The 19,771-nt window shown below is 38.5% G+C and carries 11 protein-coding genes and 1 pseudogene; 9 read left to right on the top strand and 3 right to left on the bottom strand.

Annotated features, from left to right (window positions below):
• Positions 1-139: 139 nt before the first annotated feature.
• The 3 genes from ACM03V_RS23595 (at position 140) to ACM03V_RS23585 (ending at position 4,830) form a co-directional block, all read left to right on the top strand.
• On the top strand, positions 140-1,930 hold the full coding sequence (locus tag ACM03V_RS23595) for a protein kinase domain-containing protein (protein WP_414623240.1): 1,791 nt from the start codon (positions 140-142) through the stop codon (positions 1,928-1,930).
• A gap of 135 nt (positions 1,931-2,065) precedes the next feature.
• Positions 2,066-3,457, top strand: a complete 1,392-nt coding sequence (locus ACM03V_RS23590) for a type I restriction-modification system subunit M (protein ID WP_414623239.1) — start codon at positions 2,066-2,068, stop codon at positions 3,455-3,457.
• On the top strand, positions 3,454-4,830 hold the full coding sequence (locus tag ACM03V_RS23585) for a restriction endonuclease subunit S (protein WP_414623238.1): 1,377 nt from the start codon (positions 3,454-3,456) through the stop codon (positions 4,828-4,830). Before ACM03V_RS23590 ends, ACM03V_RS23585 begins: the two co-directional genes overlap by 4 nt.
• Before the next feature lie 115 nt (positions 4,831-4,945).
• Here ACM03V_RS23585 and ACM03V_RS23580 read toward each other — a convergent pair whose 3' ends face one another.
• Positions 4,946-7,078 (bottom strand): tetratricopeptide repeat protein, encoded by a 2,133-nt coding sequence (locus ACM03V_RS23580; protein WP_414623237.1) that lies wholly within the window; start codon positions 7,076-7,078, stop codon positions 4,946-4,948.
• 120 nt (positions 7,079-7,198) lie between these two features.
• On the opposite strand from ACM03V_RS23580, the gene ACM03V_RS23575 reads away from it, so the two are divergent.
• The 4 genes from ACM03V_RS23575 to ACM03V_RS23560 all read left to right on the top strand — a co-directional run bounded on the left by ACM03V_RS23575 (position 7,199) and on the right by ACM03V_RS23560 (position 12,709).
• Positions 7,199-7,903, top strand: a complete 705-nt coding sequence (locus ACM03V_RS23575; RefSeq protein WP_414623236.1) for a rhomboid family intramembrane serine protease — start codon at positions 7,199-7,201, stop codon at positions 7,901-7,903.
• Positions 7,904-8,186: 283 nt separating this feature from the next.
• A complete protein-coding gene (locus ACM03V_RS23570) occupies positions 8,187-8,981 on the top strand; it encodes a Uma2 family endonuclease (protein ID WP_414623235.1) in 795 nt (264 codons plus the stop codon).
• A gap of 410 nt (positions 8,982-9,391) precedes the next feature.
• Positions 9,392-9,790: a hypothetical protein gene (locus ACM03V_RS23565; RefSeq protein ID WP_414623234.1), complete on the top strand. Its 399-nt coding sequence runs from the start codon at positions 9,392-9,394 to the stop codon at positions 9,788-9,790.
• A 93-nt stretch (positions 9,791-9,883) separates the two neighbouring features.
• Entirely contained in the window at positions 9,884-12,709 is a 2,826-nt protein-coding gene (locus ACM03V_RS23560; RefSeq protein WP_414623233.1) for a tetratricopeptide repeat protein, read from the top strand.
• 194 nt (positions 12,710-12,903) lie between these two features.
• Here the strand turns inward: ACM03V_RS23560 and ACM03V_RS23555 are convergent, their stop codons facing one another.
• Complete coding sequence (locus tag ACM03V_RS23555; RefSeq protein ID WP_414623232.1) at positions 12,904-16,092, bottom strand: MFS transporter; 3,189 nt, start codon at positions 16,090-16,092, stop codon at positions 12,904-12,906.
• 532 nt (positions 16,093-16,624) lie between these two features.
• On the opposite strand from ACM03V_RS23555, the gene ACM03V_RS23550 reads away from it, so the two are divergent.
• On the top strand, positions 16,625-16,828 hold the full coding sequence (locus tag ACM03V_RS23550) for a chlorophyll a/b-binding protein (RefSeq protein ID WP_414623231.1): 204 nt from the start codon (positions 16,625-16,627) through the stop codon (positions 16,826-16,828).
• Between the two features lie 130 nt (positions 16,829-16,958).
• Here ACM03V_RS23550 and ACM03V_RS23545 read toward each other — a convergent pair.
• Positions 16,959-17,057 (bottom strand): annotated as a pseudogene (locus tag ACM03V_RS23545) (Tn3 family transposase); the annotation flags it as partial.
• Between the two features lie 1,051 nt (positions 17,058-18,108).
• Here ACM03V_RS23545 and ACM03V_RS23540 point away from each other — a divergent pair.
• Positions 18,109-19,771 (top strand): calcium-binding protein (locus tag ACM03V_RS23540; RefSeq protein ID WP_414623230.1); only part of this gene is annotated, 1,663 nt, incomplete at its 3' end.

The raw sequence follows: 19,771 nt of genomic DNA, 5'->3' as shown, positions 1-19,771 counted from the left end.
AAAATATACATATATTCCAGTATTTATTACATTTACAGAATAACAAATAAATGCTTCAAGCTATTAATTCATAAGGATTTCCGGAAATCTAAGGGATGCTGCGAAAACCTAAGTAATGGAGTGATTAAGTAACTAGCTCATGACCAACTATATGATTGGAAAGGTACTGCAAGAGCGTTACCAAATTGTCCAAAGCCTGGGTGCAGGGGTATTTGGACAGACATATATATCAGTGGATATTGAACATCCGAACAACCCTAAGTGTGTTGTAAAACAACTCAAGGTAACAAGTTTACAGCCGAGTTTTTTGCAAGATTTGAGGTTGCGTTTTCTTACCGAGACTCGTACTCTCAAGCATTTGGGACATCATAAACAAATTCCTCAGCTAATTTCTTGTTTTGAAGAAAACGAACGTTTTTATTTGGTGCAAGAATTTATTGAGGGACATTCCCTCAGTGCGGAATTACCAGAAAATAAAAATCCAGAGCATTTTTGGAGCGAAAACGACGTTGTTAAGTTCTTAAAAGATGTTTTAAGTATTTTAGAATACGTTCATTCTCAAGGTGTAATACATTGCGATGTCAAGCCAGAGAATTTAATTCGACGTGCCAGGGATGGTAAATTAGTATTAATTGATTTCGGTTCCATTCAACCAGTTGATTTTGGAAAAGATGAAGTATTACCTATTTATTCAATTCCGGTTACATCTTTAGGTTACATACCTCCAGAACAATTTATTGGGCAAACTCAACCTTCGAGCGATATTTATGCTTTGGGAATGATTGCTATTCAGGCTTTAACGGGATTAACACCTCTACAATTAAAAAAACACCCATCAAATAATGAAGTATTGTGGCGCAGTCGAAATACCGCAGTTAGCGATTATGTTGCTGCTATAATTAGTAAAATGACTCGTTACAACCATCAAGAACGTTTTAAAACAACTTCAGATGTACTGCAAGCACTCAAGCATATTCCTGTAGATGCAGCTGCTCAAATTATTGATGCGGAGTATACCGTTTACTCAGATACTCCTCAAAATAATAGCTATTTTAGAAGTTCCAAATCGGAAAAATCGGATTCATCTCCTTTATTAACAGGAATGAAAATTGGCTTAGCTGCTAATTCTGCGATTATCGGATTTGGAGCTTATTCTTTGATGAATCATTCTCCAGTATCGGGCGAAAATCAAACATTATCTGAAGCACAGAAAGAATTTCAATCTGGAGATTTGCAAGGTGCGATCGCTTTAGTAAAATCGATTCCTTCCGATAGTAATGTTTATCCAGAGGCTCAAGCTACAATTGGTGAATGGCAGCAGGAATGGCAAGTTGCCGCTCAGAAATACGAAGCCGCGAAAATAGCTTCCGAACAAAAACGCTGGGGAGATGTAATTACCAGTACAGTTGATATTCCCGATATTTCATATTGGCAAACAAAAACAGATGTATTGGTAAAGAAAGCGCAGGCTTATATTGAGTTGCACAAAGACGAATATCTCGCAAAAGCTTATGAAAAAGCCGCAGAAAAAGACTTCAGCGCTGCTTTACATTACCTGCGTCAAATTCCCAAAGAAACTTCAGATGGTGAATTAATCGCGCAAAAGTTAGCAGAATACGAGCAAAAGCAGCTTGTAAGAGCAACTTACCTTTTACAACAAGCTTATAACCAAGCAGAATTAGGTAAGTTTAATACTGCTATTGAATATCTGCAAGAGGTACCCGAAGGTACGCCAGCTTTCGCTAAAGCACGAGTCAAACTAGCTGAGTATAACAGTAAAAAGCGTATTATCGCCAAATTAGACAAAGCTGCTGCATCGGAACTCAAGTCTGCGATCGATAATACAGACTCATTTATTCGCAGTAGAAGTACTACTCGAATCAATGATTTCCAAATGGGAACCTATTTACATGAAGTCAATATTCAGTAGTCAGTTATCAATGAACAATTATCAATTATCATCGGGTGGGATGGTTAAATCCTCGTTGTTAGATGATAAGTTGGTTTCTTAAGTGCATTAACTGTTCATTGTTAATTGGTAATTGAAAAAATGATCACGGGTGAAATGAAGTCAAAGGTTGACCGCCTTTTGACTACTTTCTGGAATAATGGGATTAGTAATCCCCTTTCGGCAATCGAGCAAATTTCTTACCTGTTATTTATTAAGCGCTTGGATGATTTGGAGGAGAATAAATTTTTCAGCAAGCCGATTTTTTTACCGGAGCAACAGCATTGTCGCTGGAGTTTTTTAAAGAATCTCGCCAATTCTGAGGAAACGTTGCAGATTGTGCGAGATGAGGCTTTTCCTTTGATCAAAAATTTGGGCGGAATTACAAGGGAAAATGCATATACTCGACATATGAAGGATGCCGTTTTTTTAATTGGAAATCCCTCATTATTAGCAAATGTGGTGCAACAAATTGATGATATCCCTTCAGAAGATAGGGATATATCGGGAGATTTATATGAGTATATGCTCTCGAAGTTGAACTCAGCAGGAACTAACGGACAATTCCGCACCCCGCGACACATTATTAAAATGATAGTGGAATTGATGTCACCGGGAGTTACAGATATTATTTGCGACCCAGCTTGCGGTACTGGGGGTTTTTTGGTGGCTGCGGCGCAATATTTAGCTAATTTAAAGGATTCATCTCTTAATTCCCAGTTTCACGGATTTGATTTTGATGCTACCATGTTGCGAATTTGCAGCATGAATTTGATGTTACACGGCATCGAAAACCCGCAAATTGAAGCGCGGAATTCGCTTTCTCAAGATTACGAGGAAATTAGTGAAGCGTTTACGTTAATTTTGGCAAATCCACCTTTCAAGGGTTCGCTGGAAAAGTCCACTATTGCCAAGGATTTAATAGAGGTAATTGATACTGCGAAGACAGAATTGTTATTTATTGCTTTATTTCTCAGGTTATTAAAAATTGGCGGAAGAGCCGCAGTAATTGTACCGGATGGGGTATTATTTGGAGTTTCAAAAGCACATCAAAATATCCGCAAAATATTGGTAGAAGAGCATAAGTTAGATGCAATTATTTCCATGCCTTCCGGGGTATTTAAGCCATATGCAGGTGTTTCAACAGCGGTTTTAATTTTTACTAAAACTGAGGTAGGGGGAACCAATTATGTCTGGTTTTACGATATGCAAGCAGATGGTTTCTCTTTAGATGATAAGCGTCAGCCAGTGGAAGATAATGATATTCCGGATTTATTGCAGCAGTGGAAGCAGAGAAATTCCCAAGAGCAGACACGTACTAATAAAGCGTTTTTTGTTGCTAAGGAAGAGATAAAACAGAATAGTTACGATTTATCAATCGAAATATACAAGAAAATTGAATACGAAAAGGTAGAATACGAGCCGCCAAAGGTGATTTTGCAAAAGTTGCGGAAATTGGAAAATGAGATTCGCGAAGATTTGAACGATTTAGAGGAATTACTGGATTGAAATCTATTATATCTGAAAATGAAAAGACCCCTCCTCCAAACCTCTCCCCGTTCACGCAGTGGCCGCTTACGGCTAGCGGAGAGAGGCTTCAGAACCCCACTTCCCTTGCAGGGAAGGGGGGAAGGGGGGTTAGGTGTGAGTGTGAATTCAAACTATATAAATATTTTCCAGAGAAATCTATTTATTCAATTCGTCATCTTGGTGATTTAGTAACAGTTAAAGGAGGAAAAAGACTACCCAAGGGAGATAAATATGCTCGCAGCCGTACACAGTATCCATATCTGCGCGTGCGTGATTTTGCTTTTGGATCGATAGATGAAACAAACTTGCGTTATTTAACCAAAGAAACACATTCCAAAATTTCGCAGTATACAATTTCTCACGAAGATATTTACATCTCTATTGCCGGAAGCATCGGTATTGCAGGTATTGTTCCCCAACACCTTTGTGGAGCAAATTTAACTGAAAATGCAGCCAAGCTTGCGATTAAAGATAAAAATAAATTAGATGCAAGTTATTTAGTTTATTATCTAAATACTTTAGGGCAGCATGAAATAAGAAAGCAAATAAAGGCTACAAGTCAACCAAAATTAGCGCTTTTTCGGATTGAGAAACTTAAAATTCCCCTGCCATCCCTACAACAACAGCGTCGGATTGTTGCTATCTTAGACAAAGCCGATAGAATACGCCGCAAACGGGAAGAAGCCATTAAACTTACAGAAAAATTGTTGCGATCGCAGTTTTTGGAAATGTTCGGCAATCCACTTACCAATCCTTATGGATGGGAATTAGAAAAAATCGGTAATTTAGGAAAAGTTATTACAGGAAATACACCACCACGGATAAATTCTGAAAATTACGGCGATTATATTGAGTGGATAAAATCTGATAACATTACAACCCCATATCATTTTGTAACTGAAGCCGCACAAAAGTTATCATACCAAGGTAAACAAATAGGAAGAGTTGTACCATCTGGCTCAATTTTGGTAACTTGTATTGCAGGTAGTGCGAGCAGTATTGGTAGAGCAGCATTAACAGATAGAGAAGTCACTTTTAATCAACAAATTAATGCTATTGTTCCTAAAAAAGGGATAAATCCTTATTTTTTATATAGTCAATTTTTTGTAGCTCAACATTTAGTTCAAGCTCAATCGACAAATTCCATGAAAGGTTTAGTAAATAAAAGTAAATTTTCCAATATTATTTTTATTAATCCTCCTCAAGACAAACAACAGGAATTTGGTAATTGGTTTTTAAAGTTTCACGCATGGTTAAATAAATTATATCAAGATGCAAGACTTAGCGAGCAAATGTTTAATTCTTTGGTTCAACGTGTTTTTAGCGGTACCTTAAATAAACCTTGTTCGTAGTAAGGAATGCGCGTCCTTTCATTGAGGGCTAAAGCCCTTACTACGAACCTCTGTGTTCAAGTATTAGAATTGTTATCTATTTTATTGCTATGATAATTGATAATTATTCGCTGAATCACCTTCTAAAAAAATTTAAAAGTCCTGTTTTTTGCTCTTGATCTTTTTCTTCTAATTGTTCTTCTAATCTTTCCTGTAACTTCTTCCTAGCTTTTATTGCTTCACGATAATCTGGATTATATTTAATTGCCGCATCGTAAGCTGTTATTGCTTCTTTTTCTTTGCCTAAATTAACTAAAACATTACCTTTGCTATACCAGCTTTCAGAATGGTCTTTCTTGTAGCGAACTGCCTGATTGTAAGCAGATAATGCTTCTTGATATTTCTGTAAATTATAAAGCGAATTGCCGCGACTGTACCATACTTTGTAAGTGTTTCGTCTGACTCCAACAGCTTTATCGTAAAATATAATTGCTTGTTCGTAACGCTGCATTTGATGCAATGCCCAACCTTGAGAATATAATGCATCAAAGTTGTTAGGATTATATTTTAATACTTCTTGAAAAGATTCAATAGCTTCCGGATAACGCCGTAAACTTATTAGTACGTTCCCCCTTGATAACCAAGCTTGGTAAAAATTAGGTTTGTACTGTACTGCCCTATCATAAGCCCTAAAAGCATCTTTTTCGCGCTTCAAGTTAATCAAAGCATTGCCGCTATTGTACCAAGCTCGTTCGTTATTCGGCTTTAAATGGATAACTTGTTCGTAATTATTGAGTGCATCCTTATATCGTTTTAAACTATATAAAACCCATGCTTTATTGTACCAAGCTTGGTCGTAATCTGGCTTTAATTCTACTGCTTTATCATAACTCTGTATAGCTTCGTCATATCTCTTTAAATTACTCAAAGCTTGTCCCTTAGCATTCAAAATATCGGGAGATTCTGGCTGTAATTTCAAAGCTTTGTCAAAAGAATAAATTGCTTCTTGATATCGTTTTAACTTATTTAATGCAAAACCTCTTCCCTTCCAAGAATCTAAATAATTTGGCTCAAGCTCAATAGCTTTATCGTATGCAGATAGCGCTTCTTGATGTGAGTTTAACTCATACAGTGCTTGAGCTTGTCCGTTCCATGCTTGAGCGTATTCCGGCTTAATTTCTATTGCTTGTTTATAATTATCTAGCGCATCTTGATAGCGCTGTAACTCGTAAAATGTATTAGCTTTTTTATATAAATCGCCAGCGTTAGCAGAATTAATACTGTTAAGAATAAATAGAGATGCAGTTGCACCAACTCCGGTTAGCAACATCGCCATAAAAGCTTTAATAAATAATTTTTTAAATTTAATCTTCTTGCGAGGTTTAAAAACTTGTGAATGTGGCGCAACATTTAATACCATCGTATTAGAAGAAGCTGGTTTATTTAGATTATTTATATTATTAAGTGCTTCTAAAGCTTGAGTTGCTGAAGAATAGCGTTGTCGGAAATCATAACGCACCATCTTATCTAAAATGTCAGCCAACTCTTGACTAACTTCAGCGTGTTTTTGCCAAACAATTTCGTTAGTATCATCATCCTTTTCCAACTCATCAGGAGACAACCCAGTAAGTGCTGTGATGCTCATTATTCCCAAAGCATAAATATCGCTACTATACTTCGGTTCTCCCTGAGCTTGTTCGCCGGGAATGTATCCTGGAGTACCAATAGCTACAGTAATTTGCGTTTGATTAGCGGCAGAAACTAGCTGAGTCGTAATTTGTTTCACCGCACCAAAATCAATTAAAACCAGCTTTCCATCTTTATCATTTCTGAGAATATTTCTGGGATTAATATCGCGATGAATAACCTTTTGCTGATGGACAAATTCCAAGATTTCTAGTATCTCTTGTAAAAGGGAAATAACTTGTTCTTGACTTATAGGTTCTCCAGGCTTGATTTCTTGATCTAAATCGTGTCCGTAAATATATTCCTGTACCAGATAAAACTCTTGATTTTCTTCAAAATAAGCTAAAAGTTGAGGAATACGCTCGTGTATTCCTAGCTTATACAAAACCTGAGCTTCTGTATCAAATAAACGTCTTGCAGTTTGTAGCGTAGTCGGATCGTTTGCTTGAGGCTTCAGCTTTTTAACAACACATTGAGGAGAACCCGGTAAATGCGTATCGTAAGCGACAAAGGTTTCACCAAATCCCCCACCTCCCAAATTACTAATTATTTGGTATCTTCCAACAAGTGTATTTCCCAACATTTTTATACAGTTAACAGTGAGCAGTTATCAGTGAACAGTTATCAATTATCAATTACCAATTATTAGATTATTCCTTACTTTCTAACTTCCAACTCCTAACTCCTAACTCCTAACTTTTTTATGATTCCTATTGGCGATAAAATTTTTCTTTTGACTAATAAAAAGCCGTTAGCGGTTTGGTTTTTGATTGGTATCAATATTGCTTTGTTTTTATGGGAAATAAAATTAGAAATTAATGGCGAACTGGCTACATTTTTCAATAATTGGGGTTTGATTCCGGAACAATTTAGTACTGCTTTTGGTAGTGCCGTAAATGGAAATCCGGCAGCGGGATTAATTGTCTTTTGGCGTTCGTTATCAATATTTTCAGGAATGTTTATTCATGGTAGCTACAGCCAAATCATTGGTAATTTAATATTTTTATGGGTTTTCGGCAATACTTTAGAGAAAATTCTTGGTACCGGACGTTTTATCTTATTTTATCTATTTTGCGGTTTTTTGACCGGGATAGTCCAGATTATTGCCCAACCAGGTTTAACGCTACCTTTGGTAGGTGCTAACGGTGCGATCGCATCTGTTTTGGGAGCATATATTTATAAGTTCCCCAAAGTTAAAATTGATTCTATTTTACCGTTGGTAATTTTATATATTCCCGTCGAACTACCGGCTTTTTTCTATTGTTTCTGGTGGTTTGTGCAACAGTTATTTTACGGTATTGGTAGTTTAAATGTTCCCGGTGGTGTGAATCCAATTGGTACGGGTTATCTAGCGCACGGTGTGGGTTTGCTGATTGGTGTGGCTTGGATGGTGGTAATGAAGCTTTGATTGTGGGTTTCCGATTCGTTTTTTTTCATCTCCACTGGGGGTTGCAAACTAGGGTGTTGACTTTGGCACAATTTCTACGCTTTTTGTTCATACAACTTTTATATCGGTAACAACCATAATCTTTCTCCCTCTCCCAAGCTTGGGAGAGGGGAGGGGGAGAGGGCAATGTCTTGTGTAACAACAGATTTTTCGCATTTAACCTTCAACCTTTGACCTTTAACCCGCTTCCTTCTATCAAACAATAGAATAAAAGTGTTATGAATTAGCTTCCTTGCTTGCAGCCATGTCAGAAATTACAGTATCTGAAATTAACGTAACACTTCCTCCGACGCAGTATGAACTTCCTTGTGATGATGGTGTACCAATGGAAACTCAACGGCACAAACTTCAGATGGATATGCTCATTGATACTTTATCACCTTGGTTAGCCGAGCGAGATGATGGGTATGTGGCAGGAAATATGTTTGTGTATTTTAGTTTGGCACAAATTAAAACCCAAGATTTCCGTGGGCCAGATTTTTTTGCGGTGTTAGGAGTACCTAAAAAAGAACGTCTTTCTTGGGTGGTTTGGGAAGAAGGAAAAGCTCCTGATGTGGTTATTGAATTGTTATCTGAAAGTACCGCTGCACGCGATAAAAATGAGAAGAAGTTGATTTATCAAAACCAAATGCGGGTACCTGAATATTTCTGGTTCGATCCTTTTAATGCTGATGATTGGGCTGGTTTTTCTTTGCAGCACGGTGTATATCAAACTATAGCCGAAAATGCTCAAAATCAATTGGTAAGTCAATCTTTGGGTTTAGCTTTAACACGTTGGCAAGGAGTTTATAAAGGTGTTGAAGCAGTTTGGTTGCGTTGGGTAACAATGTCAGGGGGTGAGTTATTACCAACTTCTGATGATATAGCCGAGCAAGAAAAACGACGTGCTGAACAACAAAGACAACGTGCCGAACTTGCAGAATCTCAATTAAAGCAAGTTGCAATGAATTTATTGCAGCAAGGTATGACGGTAGAAGAAATAGCGAGATTAACGAGTTTATCGGTTTCTCAAGTGGAAGAATTCGTGAAAGGTGGATAAATATGGTTAAGAAATTAGTAAAAGCAATCATTTAGTCAAAATTAAGGTAAAGCTGTAACACTCCTTCATTACATGATTGATCGGGAGTATAGGATATAGCTAAGATATTGCGGGTATTTCTGAAGAAAAATCTTTACATCGTAAAAATGCTAAAAATAAGTGACTCATTTATGTAGTGTGTTTTGGGAGTGATGCTGGGTACCGTGACAACACAGCAGAGGTTATTATTTACTCTCGAAAATTACGGGATTATAAAAGCCTAAATAACTACATGAACAGTTATGACTATTGTCGGGTAGCAATGGCGCTTTTTTTCTAAGTGATTTTATCCGGATAGATGCCAGTCTACCCAGTAAAATAACGGAACTGCTAGAATACAACCGTATAATCTCTTACTTATATATTTATTTATGGAACCTTTAACTACTGCTGCGATCGCTATAGGTTCAGTTGTTGCTACCAAAGCTTTAGAAAAAACTGGCGAAAAAATAGGCGAAGCTTTATGGGACAAAACTGATAAGTTCCTTGTTACACTCAAAAAACATTCTCCCCATACAATTACTGCTATTGAAAAAGCACCCGTTCAACCATTTGATTATGGTAAAGCTGTAGTAGAAGCAGAATCTGCTGCGAGGGAGAATCCTGAAGTTAATCAAGCAATGGAAGAAGTAGCAGCAGCAGCCAAAGCTGAAACTAATCCCAAAATTGCAGAAATTGTTAATATGCCGAACCTACAAAAGTTGGCAGATAAAATTGTTAACTATGCTCAAGGAAATATTAATATTGATACCCAAAATATAAGTATTTGACTGGAGTCGCCCGAACGGGAACGGGCAAAGCCAAATCCCCCAAAATACATTCCATACAAAGGCGTTAACAACTTTGTTGGTAGACAAGAAGAAATGAAATTGCTGCATTCTAAGCTACAACAATCTAATGCAGTGGCAATTTCTGCAATCGCGGGAATGGGGGGAGTAGGAAAAACAGAACTAGCAACCCAGTATGCACGCCAAAATGAAGCCGATTATCTAGGCGGAGTTTGCTGGCTAAATGCGAGAGATACGAATTTAGCAGCAGAAATAATTCAGTTTTATCAGTTTCATGTAGATAATCAGCGAGAGATTCCCCAACAGTTAGGGGGAAGACAACTAACAATATCCGAACAAGGAATATGGTGTTGGGAAAATTGGCAGCCTTCGGAGGGACTTGTATTAGTTGTTTGGGATGATGTCACCGATTTAGGTAGTTGTCAGGAACTACTACCAAAAAACAATCGTTTTCGTCTGCTGATTACTACCAGACTACGGAATCTTGACCCCAATATCATTGAAGAAATTCCCCTAGATGTATTATCACCAGAAAATTCTGTAGAACTGCTGAAAGCTTTAATAGGTAAGAAGCGAGTAGAAAGGGAGGTAGAAACATCAGCAGAACTATGTAAGTGGCTTGGATATCTGCCATTAGGTTTAGAATTGGTTGGGAGATATGTTGCGGATGACCCCGATTTATCATTGCAAGAAATGTTAGAAAGTCTGCAACAGCAACGATTGGATGACGAAGCTTTAGAGCGTTCATCAGAAACTTGGACTACAGCACAGCGCGGGGTATTAGCAGCATTTGAATTAAGTTGGCAGAAACTTGATGCCAAAACGCAACAAGTAGCGGAGTTACTAAGCTTATTTGCCCCTAATGTAATTCCTTGGGGTTTAGTTAAATCTTCCTGTGAAAGACTGGATTGGAATAAGTCCGATATTAATAAAGCCAAAAAACAGCTTTACAAGCATTATTTAGTACAACGTTTAGAAGATAGAGAAAGTGGCTATACAATTCATCCCCTAATCCGTCAATTCTTGCAAATAAAATTAAATTTAACATCATCAGCTTTGGAGTTTAAACAGGCTTTCGCTACAGAAATGCTCTCAATTGCTCAACAAATTCCTGATACTCCTACCCTGTCAAATATTGAATCAGTAAGTGATGCTATACCCCACCTAAAAGAAGTAGCAGAAAATTTGATTACTGTGGTTAAGAATGAAGATTTAATCTGGGCTTTTGTAGGAATCACTAGGTTTTATCAAGGGCAAGGGTTATATGCATTGGCAGAGCCTTGGAGTCAGCAGTGTGTATCAGTAACACAAGCTCGTCTGGGAGAAGAACATCCCTCTGTGGCTACCAGTTACAACAATTTGGCTTATCTCCACTATTCCCAAGGACAGTACACAGAAGCGGAAAATAAGTATAAAAAAGCATTAGAACTTTGGCAACAGTTGCTCGGAGTTGAACATCCTTTAGTCGCAAAAAGTTACAACAATCTGGCTATCCTCTACTTTTCTCAAGGACGGTATACAGAAGCAGAACCTCTGTATACAAAAGCATTAGAACTTTGGCAACGGTTACTCGGAGTTGAACATTCTGATGTGGCAGCCAGTTACAATAATCTGGCGGGATTCTACTGTTCTCAAGGACGGTATACAGAAGCAGAACCTCTGTATAAAAAAGCATTAGAACTAAGGCAACGGCTGCTCGGAGTTGAACATCCCTCGGTGGCAAGCATTTACAATAATCTGGCAGGACTCTACGAATCCCAAGGACGGTATACAGAAGCAGAACCTCTGTATAAGCGAGCATTAGAACTAAGGCAACGGCTGCTCGGAGTTGAACATCCCGATGTCGCACAAAGTAATAACAATCTAGCTCTTTTCTACTGTTCTCAAGGAAGGTACACAGAAGCAGAACCTCTGCTGCAAAAAGCATTAGAACTATACCAACGGTTGCTGGGAGAACAAAATCCCTCGGTGGCAACCTGTTACAACAATCTGGCAGAACTCTACCGTAGCCAAGGACGGTATACAGAAGCTGAAACCTTCTACAAACAAGCATTAGAACTTATGCAACAGTTGCTGGGAGAACAACATCCCTCGGTCGCACAAATTTATAACAATCTTGCAGTACTCTACGAATCCCAAGGAAGGTACAGTGAAGCGGAACCTCTGTATAAGCGAGCATTAGAACTAAGGCAACGGCTGCTCGGAGTTGAACATCCCGATGTCGCACAAAGTTATAACAATCTTGCAGGACTCTACTTAAACCAAGGACGGTATATAGAAGCTGAAACCTTCTACAAACAAGCATTAGAACTTACGCAACAGTTGCTGGGAGAACAACATCCCTCGGTCGCACAAATTTATAACAATCTTGCAGTACTCTACGAATCCCAAGGAAGGTACAGTGAAGCGGAACCTCTGTACAAACAAGCATTAGAACTTACGCAACAGTTGCTGGGAGAACAACATCCCTCGGTCGCTACCAGTTACAACAATCTCGCAGGACTCTACTTACACCAAGGACAGTATACAGAAGCTGAAACCTTGTACAAACAAGCATTAGAACTAAGACAACGGTTGCTGGGAGAACAACATCCTGACATAGCAACCAGTTACAACAATCTGGCTTTCCTCTACGAATCCCAAGGAAGGTACAGTGAAGCGGAACCTCTGTATAAGCGAGCATTAGAACTTTTGCAACGGCTAGTGGGAGAACAACATCCCTATGTGGCAGAAAGTTGCAACAATCTCGCAGGACTTTACTTATCCCAAGGAAGGTACAGTGAAGCGGAGCCTCTGTACAAACAAGCATTAGAACTAAGACAACGGTTGCTGGGAGAACAACATCCTGACACTATTACTGTGCAAAAAATTCTTGAATATCTTCGCAATAATATGGGCTAATTGTAAGTACCTATTTGAAGCGGGAAAAAGCGATGTAATGAATTGATGTAGTAGTTTTACGTGCGCTGCTGGTTGTGACTTCTGCTAAGCTGCGGTTATAGGTTGTTAATCTTGTATTCACTCTTAACTACAAAAAAAAGCCCCTCACAAGGAGAGACTTAATAATTTAGCGAAGACAATTTGAATTACTTAAATTAACCTGGTGCATTAGCAAGTACAGCTAAACCTCCAGCTACTGCGGAAGCAATACCAGATACAACCGCTGTTGCAAGTAACCAGGTAGCTGCCGATGCTGCTGCTTTACGGGTTTCTTCGGCTTGTTTCTGGGCTTGGTGTTTAACTTCTTCTAAGCGTCGCTGTGCTTCTTCTTGGATTCTTTCTGCTCTTCTTAGTACGGTGTTACGTGCATTTTCGATTTGATCGATGACTTTGTTTGCATCTGATTCGGAAATGTCATCGCGAGAACTCATCAGCGCTACATAGGTGTCTCGGTTGAATGATGATAACCTACCGCGTAAGGCATCAAATCCTGCTTGGGGATCGTAGAACAATTGGCGAACATCGCGCTTGATGCCATCGTAATTGAGTTCGGGACGTTCCAAAGAGTTGAGATAATCGCGAATTCGCTCGAATACTCCATCTATTGTATCTTGAATTCGGCGCTCAATTCCTCTTACTTGAGCTACAAATTGTTCGCGTACTGACATAATGTTATCAGCAATTTGCTCTGCTTCCTGGTTGTCCATATCGCCGCGAATTTTCAGCAAAGCAACAATGGTAGAACGATCAAAGTGAGAAAGGCGATCGCCTAAGCTTTGCATTCCCACTCGCGGGTCGTTTACTAGCAGATTTAAGTCGCGCTTGATACCTTCTGGATTGAGTTCCTGTTTGCCGGTTTGGCGGAGGTATTCTTCTAAGTTTGTTTGGAAGTCTGTCACTTGTTGTTGAGTGCGACTAGCCAAACGGCGCGGTGTCCGGATGAATTGGCGAATTGATGATTGTATCGAGTTGATTACTTCGTTGACTTGATCTTCGCTCAAGTCTTGTCGTTGGCTCAGTAGTTTTACTAAGGTGTCTCTATCAACTTGTGACAATCTGCGGCTTAATGCAACGGCACCTTCTTGGGGATTCTCAAACAGTTTGTTAAAGTCTCGTTGAATACCTTCGGGATTAAGTTCCGATTTACCAGTGTTCCGCAAGTAATCAGCAATTGTGGTGGTTACGTTATCGTACTGGGCTTGAGCTTTATCTACAATCTTGCCCGGTGCGTGACGAACGCTATTCCAAGAATGTTCTACTGTATCAATGGTTTCGTTGATTTGATCTTCGCTCAAATCTTGACGTTGGTTGAGCAGTTGTACCAAAGTGTCGCGGTCAAAACGACCCAACCGCGCCCGAATAGATGACATTCCGGCTTGGGGATCTTCCAACAAAGTTTTTAATTCACCGCGAATTGCATCGGGGTTAAGTTCGCCTTTACCCGTATTACGCAGATGTTGTTCTAAATTTAACCACAAACTTTCTGCTTGATACTTAGCTTGGTCTGCAAGGTTTTTGGACTCAACTAAAGCTTGGTCGCGCTGTTTCTCCAATTCATCAAGAATTGGGTCGATTTCCCCAGAGGTAATATCGTTACGCTGTACCAGTATCGAACGCATTTGTCCCCGCTCAAATCGAGACAAGCGCATGGCTAAGGTTTCGTAATCTGCGTCGGAATCTTCTACAATTGGTTTGAAATTTTGCTTGATTCCTGTTTCATTTAATTCTGACTTTGGAGTCACCAACAAATAGCTTTCTACCCGACGCTGCAAGTCTTGAACTATTTCTTTTTCTTCCTCAGCCCTTACCTGTACTAAAACACCTTTACGAACTGCTTCCAACTGGTCAGCAATTTGCTTAATCTCAGTTTGAGTTAGTAAACCACGCCCTTTTAGCATACTAACAAAATCGCTGCGATCGAGCTTTTCCAATTCAGAGCGTACCGTACCTGGATCTGCTGCTGGATCGTAAAGTACGTCGCGAAATTCTTGTTGAATTTTATCGGTACCAAACTGCCAAGCATATGTATTATGCAGATAATTTTCCACGTCAGCGCGAACGGTGCTATAAGACTGGGGTGGTGTAGGTAGTCCCATTTTATCTGCTTGTTCGGTGGCTTTATCTTTAGCTTGGGTAATTTGACCGAGAATCTTTTCTACATCCAAGTCGGAAAGGTCAGTTCTTCCCATAACCACGCTACTGAGGGTTGTTAAAGCTTGTGGTATGGCCATCTGCAACGGACCGACTGATTCTTCTTTTGCGGTTTGTTTCGCATCCCGAGTATCTTGCTTCTGGGAACGCATTTCACTAATAACTCGATCTAACTTAGCTTCGAGTTCATCAGTTTTACTTTGTCCGGGTGTTACAGTTTTGAGATAGTCAACCAAGTCGCTTAAGCCGTTTCCACCGCTGCTACCCGAACTAGCTTGTTGAGAACCTACCGTTTGCTTCCAAACCTCATACAAAGTATCGGCAATCCGTTTAACTTCTTTCTTAGAAAGGTCGGTACGACTGCTAACTAATTCTACAAACTTTTGTTTATCAATATTACGCAGTTCCGCAGCACCTGCAAGCGAGTTAAGTGATGCATCTGAAAGTAAACTTTCAAATTCTTTACGTATAGATTGTAAATCCAACTCTTTGGGACGTACCGTATCTAAATAATCTTCTAAATTTTCTTTGATGCTTTCGGGATCGATCGCACTACCTATCTCATGACGAACTGCCGATGCTGCGGCTTCTGCTGTCGCTACAACTTGTCTATTTACAGCTTTTGCTCCCAATGCAGCAGTAGCGGTTCCTACGATTGCCTGAAGTCCAGAAGTTGCCGTATTAACAACATTACCAACTAAAGAACCCACTGCTGTCGAACTGACCCACACCAGCAGACAAAAGTACGCGGCCCAAATTACTAACCCCAGAATTGCCCCTAAGCCTACATCTAATAGCAATCCACTGAGTTTCACCGCTAAGAGACAGGCAAAGAAAAGAGAAGCAGTTACCGAAAGTAACGTTCCTATACCAACAGCGGTACCGATCTTATTAATAGTGCTACCTAAACTTTCGCTTTGGTCATGATTATTTGAATTCGAGTTTGAGTCAGAATCAGATGAACCCCCCAAAAACGACAAACCAGCAGCCACTGCTGCATTTGTTAATACCAATTGAGCGGCGAAAGCTAGGATAATACCAGCAATCAAAGCAATAAAAAACCTTGGTCCGGAAAAAGCTACTGAAGCATCCGACGGCGACAAAGGCTCCGGTGGCTCAACTAAAATTGGAGCTTGTGCTATCCAAGTCATAAAATTGGATAGCAAAGGCGTTATATGCGTACTTTCAATCATCCTAATAACTTCCTCTAGGCTAATTTTTGGTGTGGGGAAAACAAAAACGGTGTAATCAATACAAAAATCAATTTTGTTTATTCATGCAATACCCAGTTGTTAAGCCTAGAATCCAGCAATATAGCCCCTTTAAACATCTCTCGTAAGTCGGAAAAATTGCCCCAAAGCCATAGGGCATTAGATAGAACTTTTTTTTTAAAGTCTATTACTTGTAATTAATTCTGCACTCGCCGCATCCTAAATTACTTTGAATTTACTTAAATAATTTCAACTCTAAATCTATGAAAGTGTTGCTATGACTTATTTTTCTCTAATTTGTAGCAACTTTTAAGCAACAAAATATGTATCATTTATCTAACGTCATGTCATCTTTACTTAACATATGTTTATAAAAAGAAAATTTTTTACCTCCTTTAGGTAGATTTATCAATATGAAGAAATGTAACGTATCTATACCTTTAGACAGAAACAATTTTCTTTATCAATCGTTACATTAGAAACATACAGATGAAATTAACCGCAATAATAAATTATGCAATCTCAAACAAAAACCGATTTACCACCAGTAGCACCAGCATATAACGGCAAAGACCGCAACTCTTTTATTTTTGGCTTCAATCCCCAAGCTGAACTATGGAACGGACGTTTAGCAATGATTGGTTTCGTAGCTTACCTAGCATGGGATTTAGCTGGTTACAGCGTAGTTCGCGATGTACTTCACATCGTTGGATACTAATAGCTAATAGCTCTCTGTAATAATAAATAATAAATTAATCATGTAGAGACTTCGCATTGCGAAGTCTTTTTAATGTATTAGGGCAAAGGGGAATGGGGAACGGGGAATGGGGAATAGTTATACTTTCCGATTTCAACAAATTAACCGCATTCTCCAAATAAACTGTATTCCACAGCACAATCACAGCGATTAGTAAATTCAAACCACTTGCCCGTAAAAACTGGTCTTCAAGGAAATGAATTGTGGTGTAAGTAGGTGGGTACAAATAACTATGATACGCTCCGTCATTGCGAGGAACGAAGCAATCCCAGTTATTGCGATGAGCCGCACCTTGGGTGATTACTTCGTCGTTTCTCCATTCCCGGTGTAGGGAACACTCCGTGTTCAGCTTGCTGACGGGTTAGGGTAACGCAATGACGTTTTACATTTAATTAAACCTATCTACTTACTTCCCCTAAGCGGTGAAAGAAAACCTAAGAAGGCGAGAGAAATCTTCAATTCTCCTTTCTTGAGTTCAGTAGAAACCTTGTGAATACGATTGTAAATAGCTTATAACGCGGTGGGGATACTAGAAACTTCAGAAAATCCACCTGTCCCGCGACACATCACACTATACGAACAGCACACAAGTCCAGGAAATATTGCTTGGACTTTACTAAATCAGGAATGGCCGCAACCGCAACAAAAAAGTAGGCATTCCCAATTTTGAGATCCCCCCAACCCCCCGATTTATTGGGGGGCTTTGCGTAAGTCCTGCAAATATTTAAAACAGTATTTATGCACAATGTGTTTTCACTACATCTGTTTACTCTTGTTTACCTCAAAAAATATATATCTTGTGACACTTTATAAATTGTTGGAACTGCATTAGGAATTAGTTTTAAGTTCAATAATTAAAGACCGGAAATTTATTATAAACATTCAGTGAACTTACTGACAACTACTATATTTTGTGTCATCTTATTATTTAAGGAACAAAAAAATCTTGTAAATACTGATAAAAAAAAGACGAGTTTTGCAATATGATATTTTCGACTCATCTAACCTAAATAATTTTTTTTTAATATTTTAACAGCGATATAGTTAAACGCTGTATTTTTGATCCGGTATTTTTTAAAGCAAAAGATTAAGATAAATCTGTCTATAAAAAATAGATTTTACTTTCCTTTTTCTTCTAAACGAATAAATCATTGTTGACCTTAAAAAGATAAACTGTGTGGATAGAAGTATTCATACATATTTTTCAAGTTCAAAAATCTAACAAAATAAGATAAATAATTATGAATAGCTATAAATTTGATTTTGATAACGTTTTTAATCAACTAATTGAAGAAGGTGGAAAAACTCGTGTTATTTACATCAATGGAATTAGAACTACAGAGGACAAATATCGAGAGAATATAATTGGGTTTGATAACATTTGGCAAATTTCTGGTAATCTTTATGAACCTCAAAAAGATGTATATTCTAGCACCAAAGGTTTAATTGAACTTGATACTCAATACCGAAATACTACAGATAGCACAGGTAATAACTGGGGAGACGTTGGTGTATTTGCTTTAAAATTTTTATTAGAGTATGCCGTAAACAAGTTTTCTTTTTCTGAGATATTAGAGAAGGCGAATAAACATAAACAATTAGCCAAGAAAATTAAAAGTCTCGAAGCTGCTGGTAAAGATGTTACACAACTAGCCAAAGACCTTGATTTTGTCCGAGATGGTTTTGAAATCTTTGAAGTAGTCAAAACAGGTTATGAGTTAGCTCAAAAGTTTCTTCAATCACAAAATCCAATTGAATTAGTAACAAAGGATGATAATTTTACTGCAAAGGCATTAATTTTTATTAAAGATATTGCTAACTTTATCCCAGGCTTTGGCGAAATATCTACAGTTATTGATAGTTTAATTGAAGCAGCTCCTGATGATATTAAAGAAGCATTAGAACAATACTGGTATCGGGAAAGTAAATTTCAAAATATTAATGATTCATGGACTAAAGAATCAAATAGTTGGCTTTCTTCTTCCTCACAAAATTCCTTAATTCTGCTAGGTCATTCTCAGGGAAACTTTTTCCTTGAAGATGGATTAATAGATATGGATTCTCCTAGTGATCCCCCACAACGTACTAGAGTTCTTGCACTAGGTTCACCGACTAGTTATCTATATGCAGGCGGTCTTGATTCATACAAAGGAGAATCTGTTTTATCTAATAATATAAAAAATCCTGGAGACCCGGTTCATTCGCTTCAGTTTGAATCTGAACCTAATGTTTGGGATAAGATATTTAACATTTTCAGTATGGCTCCCAACATACTAGGTCTTGGCAAAGAACACTTAATCGAAAATTATTTTACCCGACCAGAGGTTATAACTTATTTTAAAAATACTGTCTATGAACTACATCCTAAAGGCTTTTACTTTCCTAAAGGAACATTTTCTCAAAATTATACAGATGATGATGATTGGATCGAAGGTGATGGAACACTTAATGGTGGTGGAAGAAATGATGTTTTACGAGGTGATTCTGAAGAAAATATCTTAATAGGCGGTGAAGGATACGACCTTTTAGACGGTCAAGGAGGAACTGATACAGCAAATTATTCTAGCAGTCCTAAAGGGATTAAAGTTAGAGCAGATAAGGTTGCTGGTTCCGATGTTTATAAAGTTGAAGATGGTTTTGACACTGTAGACACCCTTGGCAATATCGAAGTTATTAAGGGTTCCAATTTTAATGATGAAATGATTGGGGGTGAACATGAGGACACTTTCTACGGTGAAGGTGGTGACGATAAACTATATGGCAAAGAAGGAGATGACCGGCTAGAAGGTAACGACGGAAATGATTGGTTAGAAGGTGGAACGGGAAATGACAACCTCTACGGTCAAGCTGGCGATGATAAGGTTTACGGCAATGAAGGAGATGACCGCTTAGAAGGTGGTGACG

This window comes from Calothrix sp. CCY 0018 (genome assembly GCF_963920925.1).
In the GTDB taxonomy this organism is placed as follows: domain Bacteria; phylum Cyanobacteriota; class Cyanobacteriia; order Cyanobacteriales; family Nostocaceae; genus Rivularia.
This window is presented reverse-complemented; position numbering and strand designations above follow the sequence as displayed.

Coding starts and splice junctions, on each gene's coding strand:
- ACM03V_RS23595 (WP_414623240.1), top strand. CDS start 140: ATGACCAACTATATGATTGGAAAGGTACTGCAAGAGCGTTACCAAATT.
- ACM03V_RS23590 (WP_414623239.1), top strand. CDS start 2,066: ATGAAGTCAAAGGTTGACCGCCTTTTGACTACTTTCTGGAATAATGGG.
- ACM03V_RS23580 (WP_414623237.1), bottom strand. CDS start 7,078: ATGTTGGGAAATACACTTGTTGGAAGATACCAAATAATTAGTAATTTG.
- ACM03V_RS23575 (WP_414623236.1), top strand. CDS start 7,199: ATGATTCCTATTGGCGATAAAATTTTTCTTTTGACTAATAAAAAGCCG.
- ACM03V_RS23570 (WP_414623235.1), top strand. CDS start 8,187: ATGTCAGAAATTACAGTATCTGAAATTAACGTAACACTTCCTCCGACG.
- ACM03V_RS23565 (WP_414623234.1), top strand. CDS start 9,392: ATGGAACCTTTAACTACTGCTGCGATCGCTATAGGTTCAGTTGTTGCT.
- ACM03V_RS23560 (WP_414623233.1), top strand. CDS start 9,884: ATGAAATTGCTGCATTCTAAGCTACAACAATCTAATGCAGTGGCAATT.
- ACM03V_RS23555 (WP_414623232.1), bottom strand. CDS start 16,092: ATGATTGAAAGTACGCATATAACGCCTTTGCTATCCAATTTTATGACT.
- ACM03V_RS23550 (WP_414623231.1), top strand. CDS start 16,625: ATGCAATCTCAAACAAAAACCGATTTACCACCAGTAGCACCAGCATAT.